Here is a 22,374-nt window from a genome sequence, read left to right on the forward strand (position 1 = left end):
TTGAGCCAGGGCGCACGCGGCCTGAACTGGCTGATCAGTGATTTCGTGAGTGCGGTCCCGGGGGTCGCGCACACCGTGGTGGTGTCGGCCGACGGGTTGCCTCTGGCGTTCTCGAACGGGTTCCCCAAGGATCGGGCGGATCAGCTGGCGGCGGTGGCCGCGGGGTTGATCAGTCTGACGCAGGGGGCGTCCCGGGTGTTCGAGGGCGGCCCGGTGGTGCAGACGGTCGTGGAGATGCAGCGGGGTTTGTTGCTGATCATGTCGATCAGTGACGGGTCGTGTCTGGCGGTGCTGGCTGCGGCGGACTCCGATCTCGGTCTGGTGGCCTATCAGATGACGTTGCTGGTGGAGCGTGCGGGGCAGGTGCTGACCCCCGCGGTCCGGGCCGAGCTGCAAGCCTCCCACCCGCGGAGGTGACGCATGGACCCCTGGGGACAGCGGCCCGGTGGCCCGCTCCCGGAGGAGCCTGCCTCCCCGGTGCGCCCGTTCACCGTCACCGGCGGGCGTACGACGCCACGTATGCAGCTCGCGCTGGAGGCGCTGGTCTCCTCCGCCACGACCACGCACTACGACCTGTCCACGAGGCCGCCGGAGCACCGGGCCATCGCCTCCCTGTGCCGTCAGGTGCGGTCGGTGGCGGAGGTGTCGGCGTTGCTGCGGATTCCGCTGGGTGTGGTTCGTGTGGTGATCGCGGACATGGCGGCGGAGGGGTTGGTGCATGTGCATCAGCCGCAGTTGGAGGCGGGTAAGCCGGATCTGAACTTGCTGGAAAGGGTGCTCAGTGGACTTCGCAGGCTCTAGCCGGGGGCTGACCTCGACGAAGATCGTGGTCGCGGGGGGTTTCGGTGTGGGCAAGACGACTTTCGTGGGGGCGGTGTCGGAGATCGTGCCGTTGACGACGGAGGCGGTGATGACCGACGCGTCGGCGGGTGTGGATGACGTGGGGCTGGTGCCGCACAAGACGACCACGACGGTGGCGATGGATTTCGGGCGGGTATCGCTGGACCGGGATCTGATTCTTTATCTGTTCGGTACGCCGGGTCAGCATCGGTTCTGGTTCATGTGGGATGACCTGGTGCGGGGGGCGATCGGTGCGGTGGTGCTGGTCGACACCCGGCGGTTGGCCGACAGTTTTCCCGCGGTGGACTACTTCGAGGAGGCGCGGCTGCCGTTCGTCGTCGGCGTCAACGGCTTCGACGGGCAGCACACCCATTCGGACGACGAACTGCGGGAGGCGCTCACGATCTCACCCGGGATTCCGATCGTCCGTACGGACGCCCGGGACCGGGAGTCGGTGAAGAGCACCCTGATCAGGCTCGTCGAGCACGCCCTGACGTCGCACGTCGGCGCGCTCCGTTGACGACCCCGGACGCCGCCGTCCTGCGATCTCACCTTGGCGGCGCGGGCGTGAACGCCGTACGGGCGGATAGTCTGGGGAGACTGATGGTTCACCGACCCGTCCACTCGCTTCGAGGCTGGCCAAACACGTGTTCGAGACGCTTTCCGACCGGCTGACTTCGGTCTTCTCCTCCCTTCGGTCCAAAGGCAGGCTTTCCGACGCCGACATCGACGCGACCTGCCGCGAGATCCGTATCGCGCTTCTTGAGGCGGACGTCGCGCTGCCGGTCGTGAAGGACTTCGTGGCCCGGATCAAGGAGCGGGCCCGCGGCGCCGAGGTCTCCCAGGCGCTGAACCCCGCCCAGCAGGTCGTGAAGATCGTCAACGACGAGCTGATCGAGGTGCTCGGCGGTGAGACGCGGCGGCTCCGCTTCGCCAAGAACCCGCCGACCGTGATCATGCTGGCCGGTCTCCAGGGCTCGGGTAAGACGACCCTCGCCGGCAAGCTCGCCAAGTGGCTGCGCGACCAGGGGCACGCCCCGCTGCTCGTGGCCTGCGACCTGCAGCGACCCAATGCCGTGCAGCAGCTCGCCGTCATGGCCGAGCGGGCCGGGGTGGCGGTGTACGCCCCCGAGCCCGGCAACGGCGTGGGCGACCCGGTCGCGGTGGCGCGGCAGTCGGTGGACCACGCGCGGCGCCAGCAGCACGACGTGGTCATCGTCGACACCGCCGGCCGCCTCGGCATCGACCAGGAGCTGATGAAGCAGGCCGCCGACATCCGCGACGCGGTCACGCCGGACGAGGTCCTGTTCGTGCTGGACGCGATGATCGGCCAGGACGCCGTGAGCACCGCCGGCGCGTTCATGGAGGGCGTCGGCTTCGACGGCGTCGTGCTGACCAAGCTCGACGGCGACGCCCGCGGCGGCGCGGCCCTGTCGGTGCGGCACGTCACCGGCCGGCCGATCATGTTCGCCAGCACCGGCGAGAAGCTTGAGGACTTCGACGCCTTCCACCCCGACCGGATGGCCGGCCGGATCCTCGACATGGGTGACATCCTCACCCTGATCGAGCAGGCGCAGAAGACGTTCGACGAGCAGGAGGCCGCCAAGATGGCGGGCAAGCTCGTCTCCGGCGACGGCTTCACCCTGGACGACTTCCTCGAGCAGATGATGATGGTCCGCCGTATGGGGCCCATCAAGAACCTCCTCGGCATGATGCCGGGCATGGGCCAGATGCGCGAGCAGCTCAACCAGGTCGACGACCGCGACCTGGACCGCGTCGCCGCCATCATCCGCTCGATGACCCCGGGCGAGCGGCAGGACCCGAAGATCATCAACGGCTCCCGCCGGGCGCGCATCGCCAAGGGCTCCGGAGTGACGGTCACCGAGGTGAACAACCTGGTCGTCCGGTTCTTCGAGGCGCAGAAGATGATGAAGCGGATGACCCAGGGCATGGGCATCCCGGGGATGCCCGGAGGGCGCAAGCAGAAGGCGCAGAAGGCCAAGAAGGGCCGCCGCGTCAGCGGCGACCCCCGCAAGGCCGCGCTCGGCAAGGCCGGGGCGAACGCGTCGTCGGACGGCTCGGCCGAGCCGAAGCTGCCCAAGGGCCTGCTCGGCAACCTTGGGAACGGCGGTCAGCTGCCTCCCGGCCTGGAGCTTCCGCCCGGCTTCGACCCCTCCAAGCTCAAGCTGCCCGGCCAGAAGTAACGAGCGCGGGTCAGAGGCCGGAGCCGGGAGACATCGGCCTGGCGTCGATCCTGCCGTCGTCGCAGATCGAGGCGGTGAACGGGACCTCCAGGTGCGCCACCTCGTCCGGCGGAATGATCATCAGCCGGGCCGAGACGGGGCACCGGGTCTCGTGGTCGGTCGGCACCACCGTCCAGTGGAGCCGCGCGTGCGCGCTCGCGCCGGGCCGCAGCGTGACCCGGTGCGGCGTCACGCTCTCGCGCCGGGTGCGGGTGCGCAGCACGTCGCCCCGGCCGTCGATCAGGACGAGCCCGACGAAGCCGTAGACCCAGCAGGTCCGGCCCGAGGCGTTGGTCAGGACGAGCGGCGCGTAGCGGTTGCCCGCCCCGGGGTCCTGCCGTCCGACGCGGGCCCGCAGTCCCGTCGTACGGCACCGAGCGGGCCCCTTCGCGGCGGAGGCCGTGGAAGCGGTGGAGGCGATGGAGGCGGAGGCCGCGCGGACGGTGCCGCGAGCCGCCGCCGGTGTCAGGGCGGCGGTGCGTGCCGGGACGGTGGAGACCGTGCCCGTGTCTCCGCCTGTGCCGGCGGCCGACGCCCCGGTGGCGGCCGGGGGCGCGGCGTGGCCGGTGGACAGGGCGCAGCCGGTGGACAGCAGGATGGCCGCCGCCGCGACGCCGGCCCTGCTCGTGATTGCTCGCATGCCTGTTGGACGGCCGATGCCGCCGGTCAGTTCGCGTGATCGGACGCCCTTTCACGTGGACGTGCGTCTCCCTGACTCCGGCGCGGCCTCTCCGGGTCCTTCTCCGGGTGGTCCTTCTTCGGGCTGCCATTGCCGGGTGGCGGGAAAACGGGGACGGCGGCGGGGCCGTCGTTGCCCGAGCATGCGCAATCATCTGGCAGAATGTCAGGCTGGAACATCGTGACCAGGCGGATGCCCTCTCACCTCCGCCGGCCGCGTCTGTCCCTCGAGCGGGCTCCCGTCGTGCCCCACTCGACGAGACACCGCTCACCCACGCTCTAATGCAGGAGAGACCACACCCGTGGCAGTCAAGATCAAGCTCAAGCGGCTCGGAATGATCCGCAACCCGCAGTACCGCATCGTCATCGCCGACGCCCGGAGCAAGCGGGACGGCCGTGCGATCGAGGAGATCGGCCTCTACCACCCGAAGGAGAACCCCTCGCGCATCGAGGTGAACTCCGAGCGGGCGCAGTACTGGCTGAGCGTCGGCGCGCAGCCGACCGACCCGGTCCTCAAGATCTTCAAGCTGACCGGCGACTGGCAGAAGTTCAAGGGCGAGCCCGCCCCCGCCACGCCGCTCCAGGTCGCCGAGCCCAAGCCCGACCGGCACGCGGCGTACGAGGCCGCGGCCCGGGAGTCGCTGTCGGGCGACACCGGCGCCGCCGCCACCACGCCGAAGAAGGCCAGGAAGCCCGTGAAGGCCGAAGAGACCGCCGAGGCCCCGGCCGCGGAGGAGAAGCCGGAAGGCGAGGCCTGAGGTGCTCGAGGAAGCCCTCGAACACCTGGTCAAGGGCATCGTCGAGCACCCGGACGACGTCCGGGTCCGCGCCCGGCGCATTCGCACCGGGCGCGTTCTCGAGGTCCGGGTGCACCCCGACGACCTCGGCAAGGTGATCGGCCGTGGCGGCCGTACGGCCAGAGCGTTGCGCACCGTCGTCAACGCGCTGTCGGACGGCAAGTACGTGCGGATCGACCTGGTCGACCTTGAAGAGGCGCGCTGAGCCGGCTCTGGCGGCGATACTCGCGCCCGGGGGACCCCGCACCGGGGTCCCCCGGTGTGTTTTCCGGGGTCCTCCGGGGCTTTCCGAGGGTGGTCCGCGGGATGCGGTGACGCCTCGGGACGGGCCTCCCGGTGCGGGTTTCCCGGGCTGAAAGTGACGAAGAAGGATTGTTGCGGAGGTAGGCGGCACGTGCAGCTAGTCGTGGGCAGGATCGGCCGTCCGCACGGCGTGCGAGGCGAGGTCACGGTCGAGGTGCGCACCGACGACCCGGATTCGCGTTTCGCCCCGGGTACGACGCTCGCCACCGAACCGGCCTCGGCCGGCCCGGTGACCGTCGAGCGGTCCCGGTGGCACAAGGACATCCTGCTGCTGACCATCGAGGGCGTGGCGGACCGCGACGCCGCCGAGGCGCTGCGCGGCACCCTGCTCGTCGTCGACTCGGCGGACCTGCCGCCGCTGGCGGACCCCGACGAGTTCCACGACCACGAACTCATCGGCCTGACGGTCGTGACGACCGGGGGAGAACGCGTCGGCGAGGTGGCCGACGTCCTCCACCACGGCCAGGACCTTCTCGTGGTGACCCGGCCGTCCCGCGACGACGCGTACATCCCGTTCGTCAAGGCGCTCGTGCCCGAGATCGACCTCGGGAAGGGGATCCTGGTCGTCGACCCTCCGCCCGGACTGCTCGACACCGAGGCGGAGTAGGAGCGGCCGCGTGCGCGTCGACATCATCTCGATCTTTCCGGAGTACTTCGCCCCGCTCGACGTCTCCCTGATGGGCAAGGCGCGCGAGCGCGGCATCCTGGACATCCACCTGCACCAACTCCGCGACTGGACCCAGGACGTCCACAAGACGGTGGACGACACGCCGTACGGCGGGGGCCCCGGCATGGTGATGAAACCGGAGATCTGGGGCGCGGCCGTCGACGCCGTGATCGGCGAGGGACGCGCCGCCTCCGGCGAGGACACGCTGCCCCGGCTGATCGTGCCCACGCCGAGCGGACGGCCGTTCACCCAGGAAGTGGCGCTGGAGTACGCCAAGGAGCCGTGGCTGCTGTTCGCGCCCGCCCGGTACGAGGGCATCGACTCCCGGGTGGTGGCGGAGTACGGCGCCCGCCTGCGGGCCGACGAGGTGAGCATCGGCGACTACGTCCTGGCCGGGGGAGAGGCCGCCGTCCTGGTGATGGTCGAGGCCGTGGGCAGGCTGCTGCCGGGGGTCCTCGGCAACGCGCGGTCGGTGGCCGACGACTCCTTCGCCCCCGGTGCGATGGCCAACCTGCTGGAAGGCCCCGTCTACACGAAACCGCCCGTGTGGCGGGGGCACGAGGTGCCCGAGGTCCTCCTGTCGGGCCATCACGGCAGGATCGCCCGGTGGCGGCGGGACGAGGCGCTGCGCCGCACGCTGGAGCGCAGGCCGGAACTGGCCGCCAGGTTCGACCCGGAGAGCCTCGACAAGCACGACCGGCGGGTCGTCGAGGAGTTCGGGGAACGCCGGTCCGCCGCCGCGCCGGAGGGCGCGCCGGGTGCCGCGTTTCGCGAAGCGCCGGAAGATGTGGCAGACTGAACCGCTGCTGCCTCCTTCGGCATGTCCGGGTGAGCCCCGGTCGAGACGTGGCAGACAAGACGTATCAAGCCAAGCGCGCGTGTCCCCCTCGATGCCGAGCCGTGGCCCGGCCGGGTGGACCTCCGCGTGCTCATGTCAATGAGGAACCGCCGCCATGCACACGCAGATCCAGGAGCTCGAGAAGGCTGCCCTGCGCAGCGACGTACCGGACTTCCGCCCGGGTGACACGCTGGAGGTTCACGTCCGCGTCGTCGAGGGCAACCGGTCCCGTATCCAGGTGTTCAAGGGGTTCGTCCTGCGCCGTCAGGGCGGCGGCATCCGTGAGACGTTCACGGTCCGCAAGGTCAGCTACGGCGTCGGCGTCGAGCGCACCTTCCCGGTCCACAGCCCGGTGATCGAGAAGATCACTCTGGTCACCCGCGGCGACGTCCGCAGGGCCAAGCTGTACTACATGCGTGACCTGCGCGGAAAGGCCGCCCGCATCCGCGAGAAGCGCGAGGCGCTGCCGGCCGCCAAGTAGGGCCTTGGGGATGGTGGTCCGCGCCTCAGGTGCGGGCCACTTTCTTTTTGGCCGGGGATGCGGTGTCCTCGACGCTCGCCGTCCTGGACATCATCTAGGCTCAGCAGCGTTGGCTAGCGAGGACAGGGGCCGGGCACGAGTCGCCTGTCGAGGACGGGGTGGACGTGGTCGCCGAAGACGTCAAGCAGAACGCCGAGGACGGCAAGAAGAAAGGCTCGTTCTGGCGGGAGCTGCCCGTTCTGATCGTGGTCGCTCTCGCTCTGGCCCTGCTGATCAAGTCTTTCGTGGTCCAGGCGTTCTACATCCCCTCGGGGTCGATGGAGAACACGCTCCTCATCAACGACCGGGTCCTGGTCAACAAGCTCGTCTACCGCGTACGCGACATCGCGCGCGGTGACGTCGTCGTGTTCTCCGGAGTGGACTCCTGGGACCCCGAGGTCCAGATAGAGGAGCCGTCGAATCCCGTCGTCGGGGCCATGCGCTGGATCGGCACGGCCTTCGGAATGGTGCCGGGGGAGAAGGACTACATCAAGCGGGTCATCGGCGTGCCCGGAGACAAGGTCAAGTGCTGCGACGCCCAGGGCCGCGTCACCGTCAACGGCGTGCCGCTCGACGAGAAGTCGTACCTGTACCCGGGCAACGCGCCGTCGGACCGGCCGTTCGAGGTGACCGTGCCGCCGGGCCGCCTGTGGGTCATGGGCGACCACCGCTCGCTCTCCTGGGACTCCCGCCTGCACACCGGTGATCCGGGCGGCGGTACGATCCCCGCCGACAAGGTGATCGGGCGCGCGTTCGTCATCGTCTGGCCGTTCGACCGGGCGAAGATCCTTCCGATCCCGGACACGTTCGGGCAGCCGGCCCTCCAGGCGGCCGCCGCCGGAGCCGCGCCGTTCGTGGCGGGCTTCGCCGGGGCCGTGCCGCTGGTCGCGGTGGGCCGCGGGTTCGGGCGCAGGCTGAGGCGGCGGCGGTAGGGCGGACGTGGCGAGCCCGGAGGAGAGAGCGAGAGCAAGTGAGCGAGGCCGACGAGAGCCGCTTAGGCGCGGGTAGGCCCGTGCGTCCCGTCGACGAGGACCCGGCCGTGGCCGGACCCCCGGAGACGGTGCCGTCCGGGATCGGGCCGGCGGGGACGGTGCCGACGGAGACCGGGCCGGGGGAACCGGGGAAGGGCGCGCCCGCCAAGAAGGCCTCGGGCCTGCGGGACACCCTCCTGTACATGGTCGGCGGAGTGGTCGCCGCCCTGCTGATCCACACGTTCCTCCTGCAGTCGTTCTACATCCCGTCGGAGTCGATGCAGAACACGCTGCTGATCAACGACTACGTCGTGGTCAACAAGCTCGCGTACAAGCTGGGGTCCGTGCAGCGCGGCGACATCGTGGTCTTCAAGGGCTGGGACGGCGAGGACACGATCAAGCGGGTGATCGGCGTCGGCGGCGACCATGTGAAGTGCTGCGACGACAAGCGCCGCATCACCGTGAACGGGACGCCCCTGGACGAGGAGGGCAAGTACCTCTACCCAGGGGTCTATCCCTCCGGCCGGGACTTCGACGTGAAGGTCCCCAAGGGACGGGTGTGGCTGATGGGCGACCACCGGAACAACTCCGCCGACTCGCGCTTCTACATGGACGACGGACACCAGGGCACGATCTCGGAGGACGACATCATCGGGCGCGCGTTCCTGCGCTACTGGCCGCTGAACCGGATCTCGTTCCTGTCCCGTCCCGACACTTTCTCGGTCGTTCACTGAGCTCACCTGCGGCTTTGCCGCGGGAGGCGGTTTCGGCCGTATCGCGGGTCCCGAATGGGGCGTAATCTGCTTCTCGTCATGACAGCTGCCTATCGTCCGCGCCCGAGTGTCGTACGGCGGGACTCCGGACTCTACGGCTACGAGCGGGCCCTGGCCCGGCGGGGCTTCACGCCGGTCGCCGGGGTGGACGAGGCCGGGCGCGGCGCCTGCGCCGGACCGCTGGTGGTCGCCGCGGTCGTGCTGGGGCGGGAGATCGACGGGCTGGCCGATTCCAAGCTGCTCACCGAGGCCGTCCGCGAACGTCTCCACGAGCGGATCGTGGCGACCGCGCGGGCCGTGAGCGTCGTGGTCATCCCGCCCGGGGAGATCGACGAGCGCGGCCTGCACAAGTGCAACGTCTCCGGCATGCGGCGGGCCGTCGCCGGGCTGGGGCTCGTCCCCGGTTACGTCCTCGTGGACGGCTTCCCGGTGGCCGGGCTGCCCGCGCCGTCGCTGGCCGTCTGGAAGGGCGACCAGGTCGCGGCATGCGTGGCGGCGGCCTCGATCGTGGCGAAGGTGACCAGGGACCGGCTGATGCACGGTCTCGACGAGACCTTCCCGCAGTACGGCTTCGCCCTGCACAAGGGGTACGTCACGCCGGGCCACAGACGGGCGCTGGCCCGCCACGGGCCGTGCGCCCAGCACCGGTTCTCGTTCGTGACGGTGGCCAGGGTGACTCATGGGACATCGGTCCCGGCGCGGGGACTGCGGACGGGGCAGGATGGGGACATGCGCGAGAATGAGGTCGGGGCCGGTGCCCTCTGAAGAGGGCCGGTCTCGACCGGCGATCTTGATGGGGACCTCGACGGGGATCTCGACGGGGAGCGGAAGAGGAGGACCGGGATGAGCGCCGAAGATCTCGAAAAGTACGAGACCGAGATGGAGTTGCAGCTCTACCGGGAGTACCGCGATGTGGTCGGACTGTTCACCTACGTGGTCGAGACCGAGCGGCGCTTCTATCTCACCAACTCCGTCGATCTCGACGTGCGCACCGCCGAGAACGGCGACGTCTTCTTCGACGTCAAGATGCAGGACGCCTGGGTCTGGGACATGTACCGCCCGGCCCGCTTCGTGAAGAACGTGCGGGTCGTGACCTTCAAGGACGTCAACGTCGAGGAACTGGCCAAGCCGGACCTCGAGATGCCGAAGGAAGGCTTCTCCAACTGATCACGTCCGGCGACGGCTGACCCGGCACGACGGCTGACCCGGCACGGCGGCCGATCCGGTGCGGCGGCCGATCCGGTGCGGCGGCCGATCGTGCGCGGCGGTTGTCTTCCACGTGGGTGCCTGTCCACAGAACGGCGTTCGGCCGCCTGGTGCGGGGCTGTACGGCGCACCCTGGCCGCATGCGACTCGTCACTTGTCCGCTCGTCGTCGTCCTGCTGATCGCGGCTGCGGCCTCTCCCTCGGCCGCCGCCCGCCTCACCGGCGCGGTTCTTCCCCCGAACCTCTCCCCGAAGCCGTCCCAGTCCGCCGCGTCCTCGAAGGCGCCCCGCCCGTTCCGCCCGTTCCGCCCCGTGGGGATGCGGCTCCCCGGAGGCGCGCCCAGGTGGATGTGGCCGCTTTCCCGGCCGGCACGGCCGCTCAGGCGCTTCGATCCGCCCGCACAGCGCTGGCTCGCCGGGCACCGGGGCGTGGACCTCGCGGCGGATCCCGGCGAGGAGGTCAGGGCCGCGGGGCCGGGAACGGCCGGAGTGGCGGAGCGGGTCGCCGGGCGGGGAGTCGTGACGGTCGTGCACGCCGGAGGGCTGCGCACCACCTACCTGCCGGTGCGCGCCCTGGTACGCCCCGGTGAGGTCGTCGTGGCCGGACAGGTCATCGGCGTCATCGAGGACGGCGCCGCGCACTGCCCGGTGTCATGCCTCCACTGGGGCTTGTTGCGCGACCCGGGCTTACTGCGCGAGCGGGGCCCGTTGCGTGACCGGCTCTACCTCGACCCGCTCCTCCTCTTCGGTCAGGGGCAGGTCCGTCTCCTGCCCCGATGGCCCATCGAGCGATCGTCAGATCCCGCGTATCGATGAGTGCGGCTGGACCTCCCAGGCCGGCCGTTGGAGCTGGTCGTTGTACACGACGATGTCGGCGTGCTCGGTGGGGCGGGCGGTGGCGAAGTAGAGCTGCTGGGAGGGGATGTAGCGGCCGCGCCAGGTCCGTTCGACTGCGGCGGTGTCGGCGGTGGATCCGGCCAGCGCTGTGCTCCGCTCCCGGGCGCGATTCACCGTCGTCTCGAATGGGACGGACACGAAGACGCGCAGGTCCCACCGGTCGATGAGTTCCGGGCGCAGGAGGAAGACGCCGTCGAAGAGCAGTACGGCGTCCACCGGGGCGCTCGTGGCCGGCGGGGACGTCGGGGCGTCGGCGTCTCTGTCGTAGACGGCGTGTCGGAACCTGCGGTCTCCGCCTGGACCCAGCGGATCGAGCAGGACCCGGCACAGCGCGGCATGGTCGTGGGCGTCGAAGTAGCAGCCTTCGGCCGAGTACTGGCCGCGCCGGTAGCGCTGTGCACGGGGGAGAAGAAAGTCGTCGATGGTCGCGCGGATGACGTCGCGGTCCTGCGCGCGCAGGACGACGGCGAGCTCGTCGGCCAGCGTGGTCTTGCCGGAGGCGGGCGGGCCGTCGATGGCGACCCGTAGCGGGTGCCCGACCGTGACGGACCTGATCGCCTCGGCCAGCCGGCTGATGAGCTCGCCGCGGGTGCCCTGGTCCATCGCCGCCTCACTCACCGGGTCTCTTTTCAGCACCGTACGTCAGGCTGCGGTCGCCGGCTCGCGTTCGACGGGGACGACTCGTTGCGTACTGGTCCGGGGGTGGCTCGGCCGGGCGCTGAAGGAGGGCGGGGTTGGCCGATGAAGGGTCGGCACGACGAGCGTCAGGCCCGGGGGTGGGCTTGGCGGTAGGCCGCCCGGAGCCGCTCGATCGACACGTGGGTGTAGATCTGCGTGGTGGCCAGCGAGGCGTGTCCGAGCAACTCCTGGACGGACCGGAGGTCGGCCCCGCCTTCGAGCAGGTGGGTGGCGGCGGTGTGACGGAGCCCGTGGGGCCCCATGTCGGGTGCCCCCTCCACCCGGGCCAGCCGGGCGTGGACGACGCGCCGGACGGTGCCCTGGTCGACGCGGCCTCCCCGGACGCCGAGGAAGAGCGCCGGGCCGCTCCCTTCGCGGACCCACAGGGGCCTGCCACGCACACACCACGCGTCGAGCGCCCGGAGCGCGGGCAGGCCGAACGGGACGGTCCGCTCCCTGCGCCCCTTTCCCATCACCCGGACCGTGTTGCGGTCCCGGTCCACGTCGTCGACATCGAGGCCGCACAACTCGCTCACCCGCATGCCTGTGGCGTACAGCAGTTCGAGCATGGCCCGATCGCGCAGGTCCTTGGGTTCGTCCGCTTGGGGCCCGTCGAGAACGGCCCCGGCCTCGGTCTGGTCCAGCACCTTGGGCAGCCGGCGCTCCGCCTTGGCGGTGCCGAGAAGCAGACCCGGGTCGCTCGCCAGCCACCCCCGGCGGTGACAGAAGGCGGTGAAGACCCGCGCACACGCCGTCCGGCGGGCCAGCGTGGCCCTGGAGCGCCCGGCCTGGTGCTGGTCGCCCAGCCAGTCACGCAGGCCGGTGATGTCCAGGCCGGACAGATCCGTCTGCCCGGCGGCCGTCAGGTGCGTGATCAGCGCGGTGACGTCGCCCAGGTAGGCCCGCACCGTGTGCGGAGACAGGTCCCGTTCGAGGCGCAGATGCCGCTCGAACTGCTCCAGCACGACGTCGAACCGTCCCCGGTCCCGCCCTTCGCCCGCTGTCATGCCGCCATACCCTCTCGCACTCCACCCTTGTCGCGCCGGCGGGCCGCGCGGGCGGCCCACACAGGTGAACCTACGCGCGCTCGGGGCGATGTGGGGGAGTGCCGAGGCGCCCTGTCAGGTTCGGGCGGCGGGCCGCAGCCGCCAACCTCGGTCGGCGTTCTCGACGAATCCCGCGGCGGCCAGGACGCCGAGGCAGGCCAGCGCCGTCCCGATGTCCACCCCGGCTGAGACGGCGATCGCCGCGGGACCCGCCGCGCCACGCGCCGGGATCGCCTCCAGGACGCGCCTGGTCTCCTCGTTCAGCCCGTCGCGAGGCCGGACGGGGCCGCGCCGCTCCGGGGCGAGGTCGTCCCCGATGGAGCCGACCAATTCGACGACCTCCTCCGGGGAGGTCACGCAGACGGCCCTGCCCTGCCGGATCAGGATGTGGCAGCCCGCGGAGACCTCGGTGGTGACGGGACCGGGCACGGCCATCAGGTGCCTGTTGAGGCCTGAGGCGTGGGAGGCCGTGTTGAGCGCCCCACTGCGGGCGGCGGCCTGGACGACGACCGTTCCCCGGGACAGGGCGGCGATCACCCGGTTGCGGACGAGGAAGCGGAGCCGGGTGGGGTGCGTACCCGGTGGCCACTCGCTGAGGATCACCCCTCGCTCCCGCACGACGCGGAAGAGGTCCTCGTGCGCGCTGGGATAACAGACGTCTGTTCCGCAGGCCAGCACGACGATCGTCGGCGAACCGGAGGCCAGTGCTCCCCGGTGCGCCGCGCCGTCGATCCCGTACGCGCCGCCGCTGATCACGGTCCAGCCTCGCCCGCCGAGGCTCATGGCGAACTCGGCCGCCACGGTCGTGCCGTACGCGGTGGCGGCTCTGGCCCCGACGACCGACACCGAACGCAGGCAGGAGAAACGCAGGTTTGCCGGTCCGTCCACCCAGAGCCCGAAAGGCCTGACATGCCCAAGATCATCGAGCTGGGTGGGCCACTCGGCGTCGCCCGGGACGACGAGCCGCGCCCCCTGCCGCCGGCCCTCCGCGAGGTCGGCGGCCGGATCTCTGTAGCGGGCCGCCCAGGCGGCCGCGTGCCGATCGAGGTCCACGTGGCGGGTCGACGGGCCACCGCGGTCGCGCTCCTCACGCACGAAGCCGGGGTCGAGCCGGCCCCGCCTCGCCTGCTCCATGGCGTCCAGCGGGCCGTGGCGGGCGATCAGGCGGCCCATCACGGCGTCACCCGCCTCCGCCATGCGCATGAGAGCCACCCGCGCCAGCCGTGCCGACTCGTCCGGCTGTTCCGCTCCGCCCGGTTGCCCTGTCCCGCCCGGCTGTTCCGCTCCGCCCGGTTGTTCCGCTCCGCCTGGCTGTTCCAGCTTGCCTGGGTGTTCCGCTCCATCCGGCCGCTCCGGCTCGCCGGGCCGTTCGGTCTTCTTCGAGGGGTCGGTCACTCGCATCAGTCCACTCCGAGCCATAGTGCGAGGGCCGCCGATGTCTCGGTGCGGCCCGGACGGTCTTCGCCCGCGAGGTCCGCGAGCGTCCAGGAGATCCGGAGCACGCGGTCGAGGCCGCGCGCGCTGAGCGTGCCCACGTCGAGCCCCCGGTGCAGCGGGGCCATGACGGTGTCGGGCAGGCGGAACCGGCGGTGCAGCGCGGACGAGGACACCTCGGCGTTGGTGTGCCATGGAGTGCCCGCAAGCCTTCGGGCGGCCCGCTCCCGGGCCTGCCGGACCCGCTCGGCCACGGTCGCGCTGTTCTCCACGAAGTGCCGGTCGGCGAGCAACTCGGCCCGGGTGGCCCGGCCGATCCGCACCTTGACGTCGATGCGGTCGAGCAGCGGCCCGGAGAGCCGGTCGAGGTAGCGGCGCCGGCCCGCCGGGGTGCATCTGCAGGGATGCCCGCCGGTGCCCTGAAGCCCGCAGGGGCAGGGGTTGGCCGCCAGCACCAGCATGAACCGGGCGGGGAACGTGACCGTGCCGACGGCCCGGGAGATCGTGACCCTTCCCGACTCGAGCGGCTGGCGCAGGGAGTCGAGCACGGTGGTCGCGAACTCCGGCGCCTCGTCGAGGAAGAGCACGCCTCGATGCGCGAGCGACACCGCCCCGGGCCGTACGACACCGCCGCTCCCGCCACCCACGACGGCCGCCATCGTCGCGCTGTGATGCGGGGCCATGAAGGGCGGCCGGGTGAGCAGCGGGCGTCCCGGCGGCAGCGTGCCCGCCACCGAGTGGATGGCCGACACCTCCAGGGCCTTGTCCTGGTCCAGTGGAGGCAGCAGGGTCGGCAGGCGCTCGGCGAGCATGGTCTTGCCGCTTCCCGGGGGACCAAGCATCCACAGGTTGTGCCCTCCGGCGGCGCACACCTCCAGCGCCTTGCGGCCCATCGGCTGCCCGGCCACGTCGCACAGGTCGGGCCCGGATGCGTCCTCCGTGCGGTCGTCGTCCCCCGTCAGGGACGCGGCGTCCGCCACCATCGGGAGCCGGCGCAGGTCGCCCGCTCGCAGCCATCCCACGAGCTCGCCGAGGGAGGTGACCGGGACGACCGTGAGGCCGGGCACCAGAGCGGCCTCGGTGGCGTTGAACGCGGGCACCACGATGGTGCCCACACCCGCCTGGGCCGCGGCGAGCGCGGCGGGCAACACGCCCCTGACGGGCCGCACCCGCCCGTCGAGGCCGAGCTCGCCGAGGAACGCCGGCGTCGCGATCCGCTGCGCGGGCACCGCGCCGGCCGCGCCGAGGATGGCCACAGCGATGGCCAGGTCGAAGATCGATCCGCGTTTGGGCAGGGTGGCCGGGAACAGGCTCACGGTGATCCGCGCGTCCGGCCAGGCGAACCCGCTGTTGATCAACGCGGACCGCACGCGCCCCCGGGCCTCGCTGATCGCGGTGTCGAGGAGCCCGATGAAGTGCGTTCCCGCTATGCCGCGGCCGACGTCGGCCTCGACCTCCACGAGGCGTCCGGCGACGCCCACGATGCCGGCGCAGTGGGTCCGGGCGACGGGCACCTCAGACCACCCCGCGTTCATGCCGGAGCGAGAAGTCGCCCGCGAACCTCTCCAGCGCGATCACATCGACCCTTATCGTGTCGAACCGCTCGGCGTGCGCGGCCAGCCACCGGCCGGCCAGCGCGCGCAGGCGCAGCAGTTTGTCGCCGGTCACCGCCTCGAAGGCCGTGCCGTGGCTGCGCCCGGAGCGGGTCTTCACCTCCACGACGACCAGCGCGTTCCCGTCCCGGGCGACGATGTCGATCTCGCCGTCGGCGCAGCGCCAGTTCCGGTCGAGGACGCGCATGCCTCGCGCCGTCAGATAGGTCACGGCCAGTTGCTCGCCGTGCCTGCCCAATTGATCTTTCGCGGCCATGGGACCACCTCCGGCCCCCGACACTCGCCGAGCCCGCCTCGGCCACGTCCGGCCGAACGCCTTTCTGTGGACAGGCGGAGCGATCCACAGGCGCGGGACGGGGAGCGCTCCCTTGTCCACAGTCCGGCCCGCTGCGGGATATCGGGAGGGGTGGCCGCGGCAGGCTGGGCACCGGCGTGGATACTTGCCCCGGTCCACCCGGGCGGGACGGCGAAGCACCGCGCCGCGGCGACGTGACGCGCCGTACGCGGAGGGTTCGCCGGGCGTTCGGGAGTGAGGAGTCGGCGGTGATCGAGAAGTTGATCCGGGATCTGGGGGCGGGTGTCGGGGTCGCCCTGCCCTCCGTGCGCGTCACGGGACAGGACCCCGTGCTGCCGTCCGTCTTCCCGCTCGGCACGATGGCCGCGGCGTCGGCCGGCGCGGTGAGCGCCGCCGTCGCCGCGTACGCCACCCGGCACGGGCACCCGGCCGGGCCGAATCCCGGGCCGATCGCGGGACCGAGCTCCGAGCCGGACCCAGTGCCGGACCCAGTGCCGGGCCCAGTGCCGGGCCTCGGGCCGAGCTCCAAGCCGGACCCAGTGCCGGACCCAGTGCCGGACCCAGTGCCGGGCCTCGGGCCGAACTCGGGGGCGGGGAGCGGTGACCCCGAGGTGGCGATCGACGTCCGCCACGCCGCCGTGGCCTTCCAGAGCGAGCGGCACTTCCGTACAGACGGGAAGGCCATGGACGTCTGGGCGGCCCTGTCGGGGGACTACCCCGCCTCGGACGGCTGGGTCCGGCTCCACTGCAACTTCGACCACCACAGGGACGCCGCCCTGCGCGCGCTCGGGCTCGCCCCGGGGTCGGGCAAGGAGGCCGTCGAGAGGGCGTGCGCCGGCCGTACGGCCGTGGAGGTCGAGGAGGCGGTCGTCCGCGAGGGCGGCTGCGCGGCCGCGATGCGGAGCAGGGCGGAATGGCTCGCGCACCCGCAGGCGCGGGCCCTGGCCGGCCTCCCTCTGGTCGGTCTCTCCCGGCTGCCCGCCCCCGGTGGCCCGGAGGACGGCGGCGGGAGCCGTGGCCGGGGCGAGGTGGGGGAGCACGGCGCGGGCGGCTGGGCACGACCGCTCGGCGGCGTCCGGGCGCTCGATCTCACCAGGGTGATCGCCGGTCCGGTGGCCGCCCGCACTCTCGCGGCCTACGGCGCGGACGTCCTGCGGGTGGGCGCCGCACACCTGCCGGAGGTGCCGGGGCTCGTGGTGGAGACGGCGTTCGGCAAACGGTCGTGCCACGTCGACCTGCGCTCGGAGACGGGCCGGGAGCGGCTGCGGGAACTGGTCCGCGGGGCCGACGTCGTCATCCAGGCGTATCGGCCGGGGACACTCCGGGCCAGGGGCTTCGGGCCGGACGACCTGGCCGCCCTGCGGCCGGGCGTCGTCTGCGTCGACGTCTCCGCCTACGGAAGCCGGGGGCCGTGGGCCTCCCGGCGCGGGTTCGACAGCCTCGTCCAGATGGCGAGCGGGATCGCCCATGAGAACGGCGACGGGCTGCGGCCCGCGCCGCTGCCCGCCCAGGCTCTCGATCACGCCACGGGATATCTGGCGGCCTTCGGCGCGGTCGCGGCGCTGATCCGGCGCACCGCCGAGGGCGGCTCCTGGCACGTCGAGGTGTCGCTGGCGCGGACCGCGACCTGGCTCGACGATCTCGGCCGGATCGACGGCGGGGGAGTGCCGCGACCTGCGGTCGAGGATCTGCTGGCGACGATGGACAGTTCCTTCGGCACGCTCACCTATGTGACGCCCCCCGGCCTCGCCGGGGGCGTGCGGCCGGGCTGGACGACCCCGCCGCCCCGCCAGGGTGAGCACCCCGCCGCCTGGGCGCTCTGAAGGGGCCGCGCCCGCGGGAGCCGCCGAGGTGAAGACCCTCTTCGGGAGCGCCGGGAGGAGCCTGCGGGGCGCCGCCGGGTGCCGCGCCCGCGGAGGGTCATCGGAAGGGGCGGATCCGGGTAGACTGTTCGACGGCCTGTTAGGCCGAATTCGCACGCCCATTCACGAGCCGCCTTTCTCGGTCCGGACCGCGTCCGGTGAAAGTGGCGGCCCGGGGCGTCAGGGCGCGGGCAAGAGGGCCCGCGTGACCAACCGAGACCGTGCCCAAGGGCACACGACCATGGAGGACCATCACCATGGCCCCTGTCGTCACCATGCGGCAGCTGCTGGAGAGCGGCGTTCACTTCGGCCACCAGACCCGCCGGTGGAACCCGAAGATGAAGCGCTTCATCTTCACCGAGCGCAACGGCATCTACATCATCGACCTGCAGAAGTCGCTGTCGTACATCGACCGTGCCTACGACTTCGTGAAGGAGACCGTCGCGCACGGCGGCACCATCATGTTCATCGGCACGAAGAAGCAGGCGCAGGAGTCGATCGTCGAGCAGGCGTCGCGCGTCGGCATGCCGTACGTGAACCAGCGCTGGCTGGGCGGCATGCTCACCAACTTCTCCACCGTGCACAAGAGGCTCCAGCGGCTCAAGGAGCTGGAGGAGCTCGACTTCGACAACGTGGCCGGCTCCGGGCTCACCAAGAAGGAGCTCCTCATGCGCCGCCGCGAGAAGGAGAAGCTGGAGCGCACCCTCGGCGGTATCCGTGACATGGCCCGCGTCCCGAGCGCGGTCTGGGTCGTGGACACCAAGAAGGAGCACATCGCGATCAACGAGGCCAAGAAGCTCGGCATCCCGGTCGTCGCGATCCTGGACACCAACTGCGACCCCGACGAGGTCGACTACCCGATCCCGGGCAACGACGACGCCATCCGCGCCGTCAGCCTCCTCACTCGCGTGATCGCCGACGCCGTCGCCGACGGCCTGATGACCCGTGCGGGCGCCGGTCGCGGTGACGAGAAGCCCGCGGGCGTCGCCGCCGCCGAGCCGCTGGCCGAGTGGGAGCGCGAGCTCCTGGAGGCCCCCGCCGCCGAGGCTCCGGCCGCTGAGACCGCCGAGACCGCCGAGGCTCCGGCCGCCGAGACCGCGGAGGCCCCGGCTGCCGAGGCCGCCGAGGCTCCCGCCGCCGAGCAGGGCGAGCAGGCCGAGCAGGCCTAGGGTAGAACCACCGGTCCCCGCCGGCGCGGCTCCGGCCGCTTCCGACAGGCGGGGACCCCAGGGAAGACCTGGTCCAGGCGCCGGTGCCGTACCGGGCACCGGCGCCCACGGCTCCACCGGGCGGGCGCGCCACACGGCCGGCCCCGCCCCCACGACGATTCGCATCCGGGTCCCGAAGAGGAAATTGGACAATGGCTTCCGTAAACATGGCCGACGTCAAGCGGCTTCGTGAGCTGACCGCCGCCGGCATGATGGACTGCAAGAAGGCGCTCGAGGAGTCCGAGGGCGACTTCGACAAGGCCGTCGACATCCTGCGCCTCAAGGGCGCCAAGGACGTCGGCAAGCGCGAGGCCCGCACCGCGTCGAACGGCCTGGTCGCCGTCAAGCACGAGGGCGACTCCCTCGCGGCGCTGCTGGAGCTCAACTGCGAGACCGACTTCGTCGCCAAGAACGAGCGTTTCCAGGAGCTCGCCGCCGACATCGTCGCGCACATCGTCGCGAGCAAGCCCGCCGACGTGCCGTCCCTGCTCGAGTCCGAGCTGAACGGCAAGACCGTCAAGGAGCTGCTCGACGAGGCCAACGCGGCGCTCGGCGAGAAGATCGAGATCCGCCGGTTCTCCGTGCTGGAGGGTGGCTTCATCACCTCCTACATGCACAAGACCGACCCGCAGCTCCCGCCGGCCGTGGGCGTGCTCGTGCAGCTCGACACGCCGAACGCCGAGATCGCCAAGGACATCGCCCAGCACACCGCCGCGATGGCCCCGAAGTACCTCAGCCCCGCCGAGGTGCCCGCCGAGGTCATCGAGAAGGAGCGGTCGCTGTTCGAGCAGATGACCCGCGAGGAGGGCAAGCCCGAGGGCGCCATCCCGAAGATCGTCGATGGCCGGGTCAACGGCTGGTACAAGGACTTCACGCTCCTTGAGCAGGCGTTCGTCAAGGACAACAAGAAGACGATCGCGAAGGTCGCGGACGAGGCCGGCGTCAAGGTCCTGGCCTTCACCCGCTACAAGGTCGGCCAGGCTTAGGCTTAATTGCCAGGATCGACCCACGCGACACGAGGAGGCCGCCGCCGTGCAGGAGAACACCAGACCCGCCACGCCGGCGGCTTCGTCGTACGACGGGCCGCTGCGGTGGAAGCGGGTGATGCTGAAGCTGTCGGGTGAGGCGTTCGCCGGCGGCGAGTCCCTCGGGATCGACCCGCGCGTCGTCGCCCAGCTCGCGGACTCGGTCGCCGAGGCGGTCCGCGAGGGCGTGCAGGTGGCCGTCGTCGTCGGCGGGGGCAACATGTTCCGCGGCGCGGCCCTGTCGCAGGGCGGCATGGACCGCGCCCGGGCCGACTACATGGGGATGCTGGGGACGGTCATCAACTGTCTCGCCCTGCAGGACTTCCTGGAGAAGCGCGGCATCGACACCCGCGTGCAGACGGCCATAACGATGCAGCAGGTGGCCGAGCCGTTCCTGCCGCGCCGGGCGATCCGCCACCTGGAGAAGGGGCGCGTGGTCATCTTCGGCGCGGGCCTCGGGTCGCCGTTCTTCTCGACCGACACCTGTGCCGCGCAGCGCGCGCTGGAGATCGGCGCCGAGGCGCTGCTGAAGGGCACCCAGGTCGACGGCGTGTACGACTCGGACCCGCGCAAGAACCCCGACGCGGTCCGATTCGACCAGCTTGAGTACGGTGAGGTGCTGACGCGGGGACTCGGGGTCATGGACGCCACCGCGATCAGCCTGTGCATGGACAACGGCCTGCCCATCGTGGTCTTCGACCTCATGGGCGAGGGCAACATCCTGCGGGCGGTCCGCGGTGAGAAGATCGGCACGCTGGTGAGTCCGGCAGGGAAGTAGGGAGCCGCAGTGATCGACGAAACCCTCCTCGAGGCCGAGGAGAAGATGGACAAGGCGGTGACGGTCGCCAAGGACGACTTCGCGAGCATCCGCACCGGCCGCGTGACGCCCTCGATGTTCAACAAGATCAACGTTGACTACTACGGGTCGCCGACGCCCATCCAGCAGCTCGCGTCGTTCCACGTCCCCGAGGCGCGCATGGTGCTCATCCAGCCGTACGACAAGGGCTCGCTGAACGGGGTCGAGAGGGCCATCCGCGACAGCGACCTCGGCGTCAACCCCAGCAACGACGGCACCGTGATCCGCGTGGTGTTCCCCGAGCTGTCGGAGGAACGCCGCAAGGAGTACATCAAGGTCGCCCGCAACAAGGCGGAGCACGGCCGGGTGTCCGTGCGGAACATCCGGCGGCACGCCAAGGAGATCCTCGACAGGCTCGTCAAGGACGGCGAGGCCGGCGAGGACGAGGTCCACCGCGCGGTCAAGGAACTCGACGACCTCACCCAGAAGCACGTCGCGAAGATCGACGAGCTGCTGAAGCACAAGGAAGCCGAGCTGCTCGAGGTCTGACACCGCAGCCCCCGGGAGTGCCTGACAAAGGCTACCTAGGGCCGAACGGCATGACCGTGATCCTTGTGCCGCGCCATGGGCAGGTGCGGCACAAGGATCACGCGTATATGGAGAGTGAGACGCTGTGGACGGAACTGCTGCCGCCGGCGACCGGAACCCGGCGGGGGGCGCGACCGGCCCCTCCGGCGCCGGGCACGGCACCGAGAGGGACGACCCGGCGGACGCGGCCGCGCCGTCCGGCGACGCCGGGAAGGCCACCGGCCGCACCGGGCGCAACCTCCCGGCCGCCGTGGCGGTCGGCGTCGCGCTGGGCGCGGTGGTCATCGGCTCGCTCTACTTTGTCAAGGTGGCGTTCCTCGTCGTGGTCCTGGTGGCCGTCGGCGTGGGTGTTCACGAGATCGTCAAGGCGCTCGGCGGCTACGGCGTGCGGGTGCCCCTCGCGCCGCTGCTCGCGGGCATGGCGGCCATGGTGCTCGGCCCGTACTGGGGCGGCGCCACGTTCCTGGTCGGCGCGTTCGCGGTGACCGTGATGGTGCTGCTGGCGTGGCGGATGTTCCAGGGCGCCGAGGGCTTCGTCCGGGACGCGACGGCCGCGTTGTTCGTCGCGGCCTACCCGGCGCTGATCGCCGGGTTCGTCCCCCTGCTGCTGGCCCCCGAGGACGGGCCCGACCGGGTGATCGTGTTCGTCGCGGTGACGGTCTGCAGTGACATCGGGGGCTACTTCGCCGGAATCTTCTTCGGCAGGCACCGCATGTCGCCGCTCATCAGCCCGAAGAAGACCTGGGAGGGCTTCGCCGGGTCCACCCTCGCCTGCGTCGTCGCCGGCGCCTTACTGGTGCACTTCCTGCTGGGCGGCGAGTACTGGGAGGGCGCGGTCGTCGGCCTGGCCGGAGTCACCTGCGCGACGCTCGGCGACCTGGTCGAATCGGTGATCAAGCGCGACATCGGGATCAAGGACATGGGCACGCTGCTGCCGGGCCACGGCGGGGCGATGGACCGTCTCGACTCGCTGCTGTTCACGCTCGTCCCCGTGTGGCTGCTGCTCACCCTGCTCGTTCCGGTCGCCTGACAACCACCGCGCCTCATAACCGACCGCGCCGGACAACCGAACGCCGCACAACCGGTGCGACCGCGAC

Annotated in this window: 26 protein-coding genes; 20 read left to right on the top strand and 6 right to left on the bottom strand. The window is 71.4% G+C overall.

Annotated features, from left to right (window positions below):
• The 4 genes from HHX37_RS29690 to ffh all read left to right on the top strand — a co-directional run bounded on the left by HHX37_RS29690 (position 1) and on the right by ffh (position 3,044).
• Complete coding sequence (locus HHX37_RS29690) at positions 1–417, top strand: roadblock/LC7 domain-containing protein (protein ID WP_208759341.1); 417 nt, start codon at positions 1–3, stop codon at positions 415–417.
• Positions 418–420: 3 nt separating this feature from the next.
• On the top strand, positions 421–801 hold the full coding sequence (locus tag HHX37_RS29695; protein WP_182887565.1) for a DUF742 domain-containing protein: 381 nt from the start codon (positions 421–423) through the stop codon (positions 799–801).
• 7 nt (positions 802–808) lie between these two features.
• Entirely contained in the window at positions 809–1,360 is a 552-nt protein-coding gene (locus HHX37_RS29700) for a GTP-binding protein (protein ID WP_182887611.1), read from the top strand.
• Between the two features lie 127 nt (positions 1,361–1,487).
• Positions 1,488–3,044 carry a signal recognition particle protein gene (gene ffh, locus HHX37_RS29705; protein ID WP_182877489.1) on the top strand — a complete coding sequence of 519 codons (1,557 nt, stop codon included), beginning with the start codon at positions 1,488–1,490 and terminating at the stop codon, positions 3,042–3,044.
• Between the two features lie 10 nt (positions 3,045–3,054).
• Here ffh and HHX37_RS29710 read toward each other — a convergent pair whose 3' ends face one another.
• Positions 3,055–3,723 carry a DUF4232 domain-containing protein gene (locus HHX37_RS29710; protein WP_182887566.1) on the bottom strand — a complete coding sequence of 223 codons (669 nt, stop codon included), beginning with the start codon at positions 3,721–3,723 and terminating at the stop codon, positions 3,055–3,057.
• Positions 3,724–4,063: 340 nt separating this feature from the next.
• On the opposite strand from HHX37_RS29710, the gene rpsP reads away from it, so the two are divergent.
• The 10 genes from rpsP (at position 4,064) to HHX37_RS29760 (ending at position 10,651) form a co-directional block, all read left to right on the top strand.
• Positions 4,064–4,519 (top strand): 30S ribosomal protein S16, encoded by a 456-nt coding sequence (rpsP, locus tag HHX37_RS29715; protein WP_117409794.1) that lies wholly within the window; start codon positions 4,064–4,066, stop codon positions 4,517–4,519.
• 1 nt (position 4,520) lies between these two features.
• Positions 4,521–4,763 (top strand): RNA-binding protein, encoded by a 243-nt coding sequence (locus HHX37_RS29720; protein ID WP_117409795.1) that lies wholly within the window; start codon positions 4,521–4,523, stop codon positions 4,761–4,763.
• 189 nt (positions 4,764–4,952) lie between these two features.
• Positions 4,953–5,468 (top strand): ribosome maturation factor RimM, encoded by a 516-nt coding sequence (rimM, locus tag HHX37_RS29725; protein ID WP_138463261.1) that lies wholly within the window; start codon positions 4,953–4,955, stop codon positions 5,466–5,468.
• A gap of 10 nt (positions 5,469–5,478) precedes the next feature.
• Positions 5,479–6,327, top strand: a complete 849-nt coding sequence (gene trmD, locus HHX37_RS29730) for a tRNA (guanosine(37)-N1)-methyltransferase TrmD (protein ID WP_182887567.1) — start codon at positions 5,479–5,481, stop codon at positions 6,325–6,327.
• Between the two features lie 154 nt (positions 6,328–6,481).
• The gene (gene rplS / locus HHX37_RS29735; RefSeq protein ID WP_117409798.1) at positions 6,482–6,847 is read left to right on the top strand and encodes a 50S ribosomal protein L19; all 366 of its coding nucleotides are present in this window, start codon (positions 6,482–6,484) and stop codon (positions 6,845–6,847) included.
• 158 nt (positions 6,848–7,005) lie between these two features.
• On the top strand, positions 7,006–7,818 hold the full coding sequence (gene lepB, locus HHX37_RS29740; protein ID WP_117409799.1) for a signal peptidase I: 813 nt from the start codon (positions 7,006–7,008) through the stop codon (positions 7,816–7,818).
• Positions 7,819–7,898: 80 nt separating this feature from the next.
• Complete coding sequence (gene lepB / locus HHX37_RS29745) at positions 7,899–8,591, top strand: signal peptidase I (RefSeq protein WP_310740596.1); 693 nt, start codon at positions 7,899–7,901, stop codon at positions 8,589–8,591.
• Between the two features lie 78 nt (positions 8,592–8,669).
• Complete coding sequence (locus tag HHX37_RS29750; RefSeq protein ID WP_182883813.1) at positions 8,670–9,395, top strand: ribonuclease HII; 726 nt, start codon at positions 8,670–8,672, stop codon at positions 9,393–9,395.
• A 78-nt stretch (positions 9,396–9,473) separates the two neighbouring features.
• The gene (locus HHX37_RS29755) at positions 9,474–9,797 is read left to right on the top strand and encodes a DUF2469 domain-containing protein (RefSeq protein ID WP_012888569.1); all 324 of its coding nucleotides are present in this window, start codon (positions 9,474–9,476) and stop codon (positions 9,795–9,797) included.
• A gap of 179 nt (positions 9,798–9,976) precedes the next feature.
• Positions 9,977–10,651 (top strand): M23 family metallopeptidase, encoded by a 675-nt coding sequence (locus tag HHX37_RS29760; protein WP_182887568.1) that lies wholly within the window; start codon positions 9,977–9,979, stop codon positions 10,649–10,651.
• On the opposite strand, the gene HHX37_RS29765 is transcribed toward HHX37_RS29760, so the two are convergent.
• The 5 genes from HHX37_RS29765 to HHX37_RS29785 form a co-directional block, all read right to left on the bottom strand.
• Positions 10,631–11,350, bottom strand: a complete 720-nt coding sequence (locus tag HHX37_RS29765) for a cytidylate kinase family protein (RefSeq protein WP_220503253.1) — start codon at positions 11,348–11,350, stop codon at positions 10,631–10,633. The two genes, HHX37_RS29760 and HHX37_RS29765, sit on opposite strands and share 21 nt — an antisense overlap.
• A gap of 146 nt (positions 11,351–11,496) precedes the next feature.
• Entirely contained in the window at positions 11,497–12,417 is a 921-nt protein-coding gene (locus tag HHX37_RS29770; RefSeq protein ID WP_182887569.1) for a tyrosine recombinase XerC, read from the bottom strand.
• Between the two features lie 114 nt (positions 12,418–12,531).
• Positions 12,532–13,857, bottom strand: a complete 1,326-nt coding sequence (gene dprA / locus HHX37_RS29775) for a DNA-processing protein DprA (protein ID WP_220503254.1) — start codon at positions 13,855–13,857, stop codon at positions 12,532–12,534.
• Complete coding sequence (locus HHX37_RS29780; protein WP_182887571.1) at positions 13,857–15,404, bottom strand: YifB family Mg chelatase-like AAA ATPase; 1,548 nt, start codon at positions 15,402–15,404, stop codon at positions 13,857–13,859. The genes dprA and HHX37_RS29780 overlap by 1 nt, the downstream gene beginning before the upstream one ends.
• A 1-nt stretch (position 15,405) precedes the next feature.
• Positions 15,406–15,759, bottom strand: a complete 354-nt coding sequence (locus HHX37_RS29785; protein WP_117409805.1) for a YraN family protein — start codon at positions 15,757–15,759, stop codon at positions 15,406–15,408.
• 287 nt (positions 15,760–16,046) lie between these two features.
• On the opposite strand from HHX37_RS29785, the gene HHX37_RS29790 reads away from it, so the two are divergent.
• The 6 genes from HHX37_RS29790 (at position 16,047) to HHX37_RS29815 (ending at position 22,307) form a co-directional block, all read left to right on the top strand.
• Positions 16,047–17,621 (top strand): CoA transferase, encoded by a 1,575-nt coding sequence (locus tag HHX37_RS29790; protein WP_310740598.1) that lies wholly within the window; start codon positions 16,047–16,049, stop codon positions 17,619–17,621.
• Between the two features lie 296 nt (positions 17,622–17,917).
• Complete coding sequence (rpsB, locus tag HHX37_RS29795; RefSeq protein WP_138463255.1) at positions 17,918–18,829, top strand: 30S ribosomal protein S2; 912 nt, start codon at positions 17,918–17,920, stop codon at positions 18,827–18,829.
• A gap of 191 nt (positions 18,830–19,020) precedes the next feature.
• A complete protein-coding gene (tsf, locus tag HHX37_RS29800) occupies positions 19,021–19,854 on the top strand; it encodes a translation elongation factor Ts (protein ID WP_111701995.1) in 834 nt (277 codons plus the stop codon).
• A 118-nt stretch (positions 19,855–19,972) separates the two neighbouring features.
• Positions 19,973–20,671 carry a UMP kinase gene (gene pyrH / locus HHX37_RS29805; protein WP_244460937.1) on the top strand — a complete coding sequence of 233 codons (699 nt, stop codon included), beginning with the start codon at positions 19,973–19,975 and terminating at the stop codon, positions 20,669–20,671.
• A gap of 9 nt (positions 20,672–20,680) precedes the next feature.
• Positions 20,681–21,238: a ribosome recycling factor gene (gene frr / locus HHX37_RS29810; RefSeq protein WP_111701990.1), complete on the top strand. Its 558-nt coding sequence runs from the start codon at positions 20,681–20,683 to the stop codon at positions 21,236–21,238.
• Positions 21,239–21,362: 124 nt separating this feature from the next.
• Positions 21,363–22,307, top strand: coding sequence for a phosphatidate cytidylyltransferase (locus tag HHX37_RS29815; RefSeq protein ID WP_182883818.1), 945 nt, complete (start codon positions 21,363–21,365; stop codon positions 22,305–22,307).
• Positions 22,308–22,374: the final 67 nt, after the last annotated feature.

This window comes from Microbispora sp. H10885, from assembly GCF_014161415.1.
Taxonomy (GTDB): Bacteria; Actinomycetota; Actinomycetes; order Streptosporangiales; family Streptosporangiaceae; genus Microbispora; species Microbispora triticiradicis.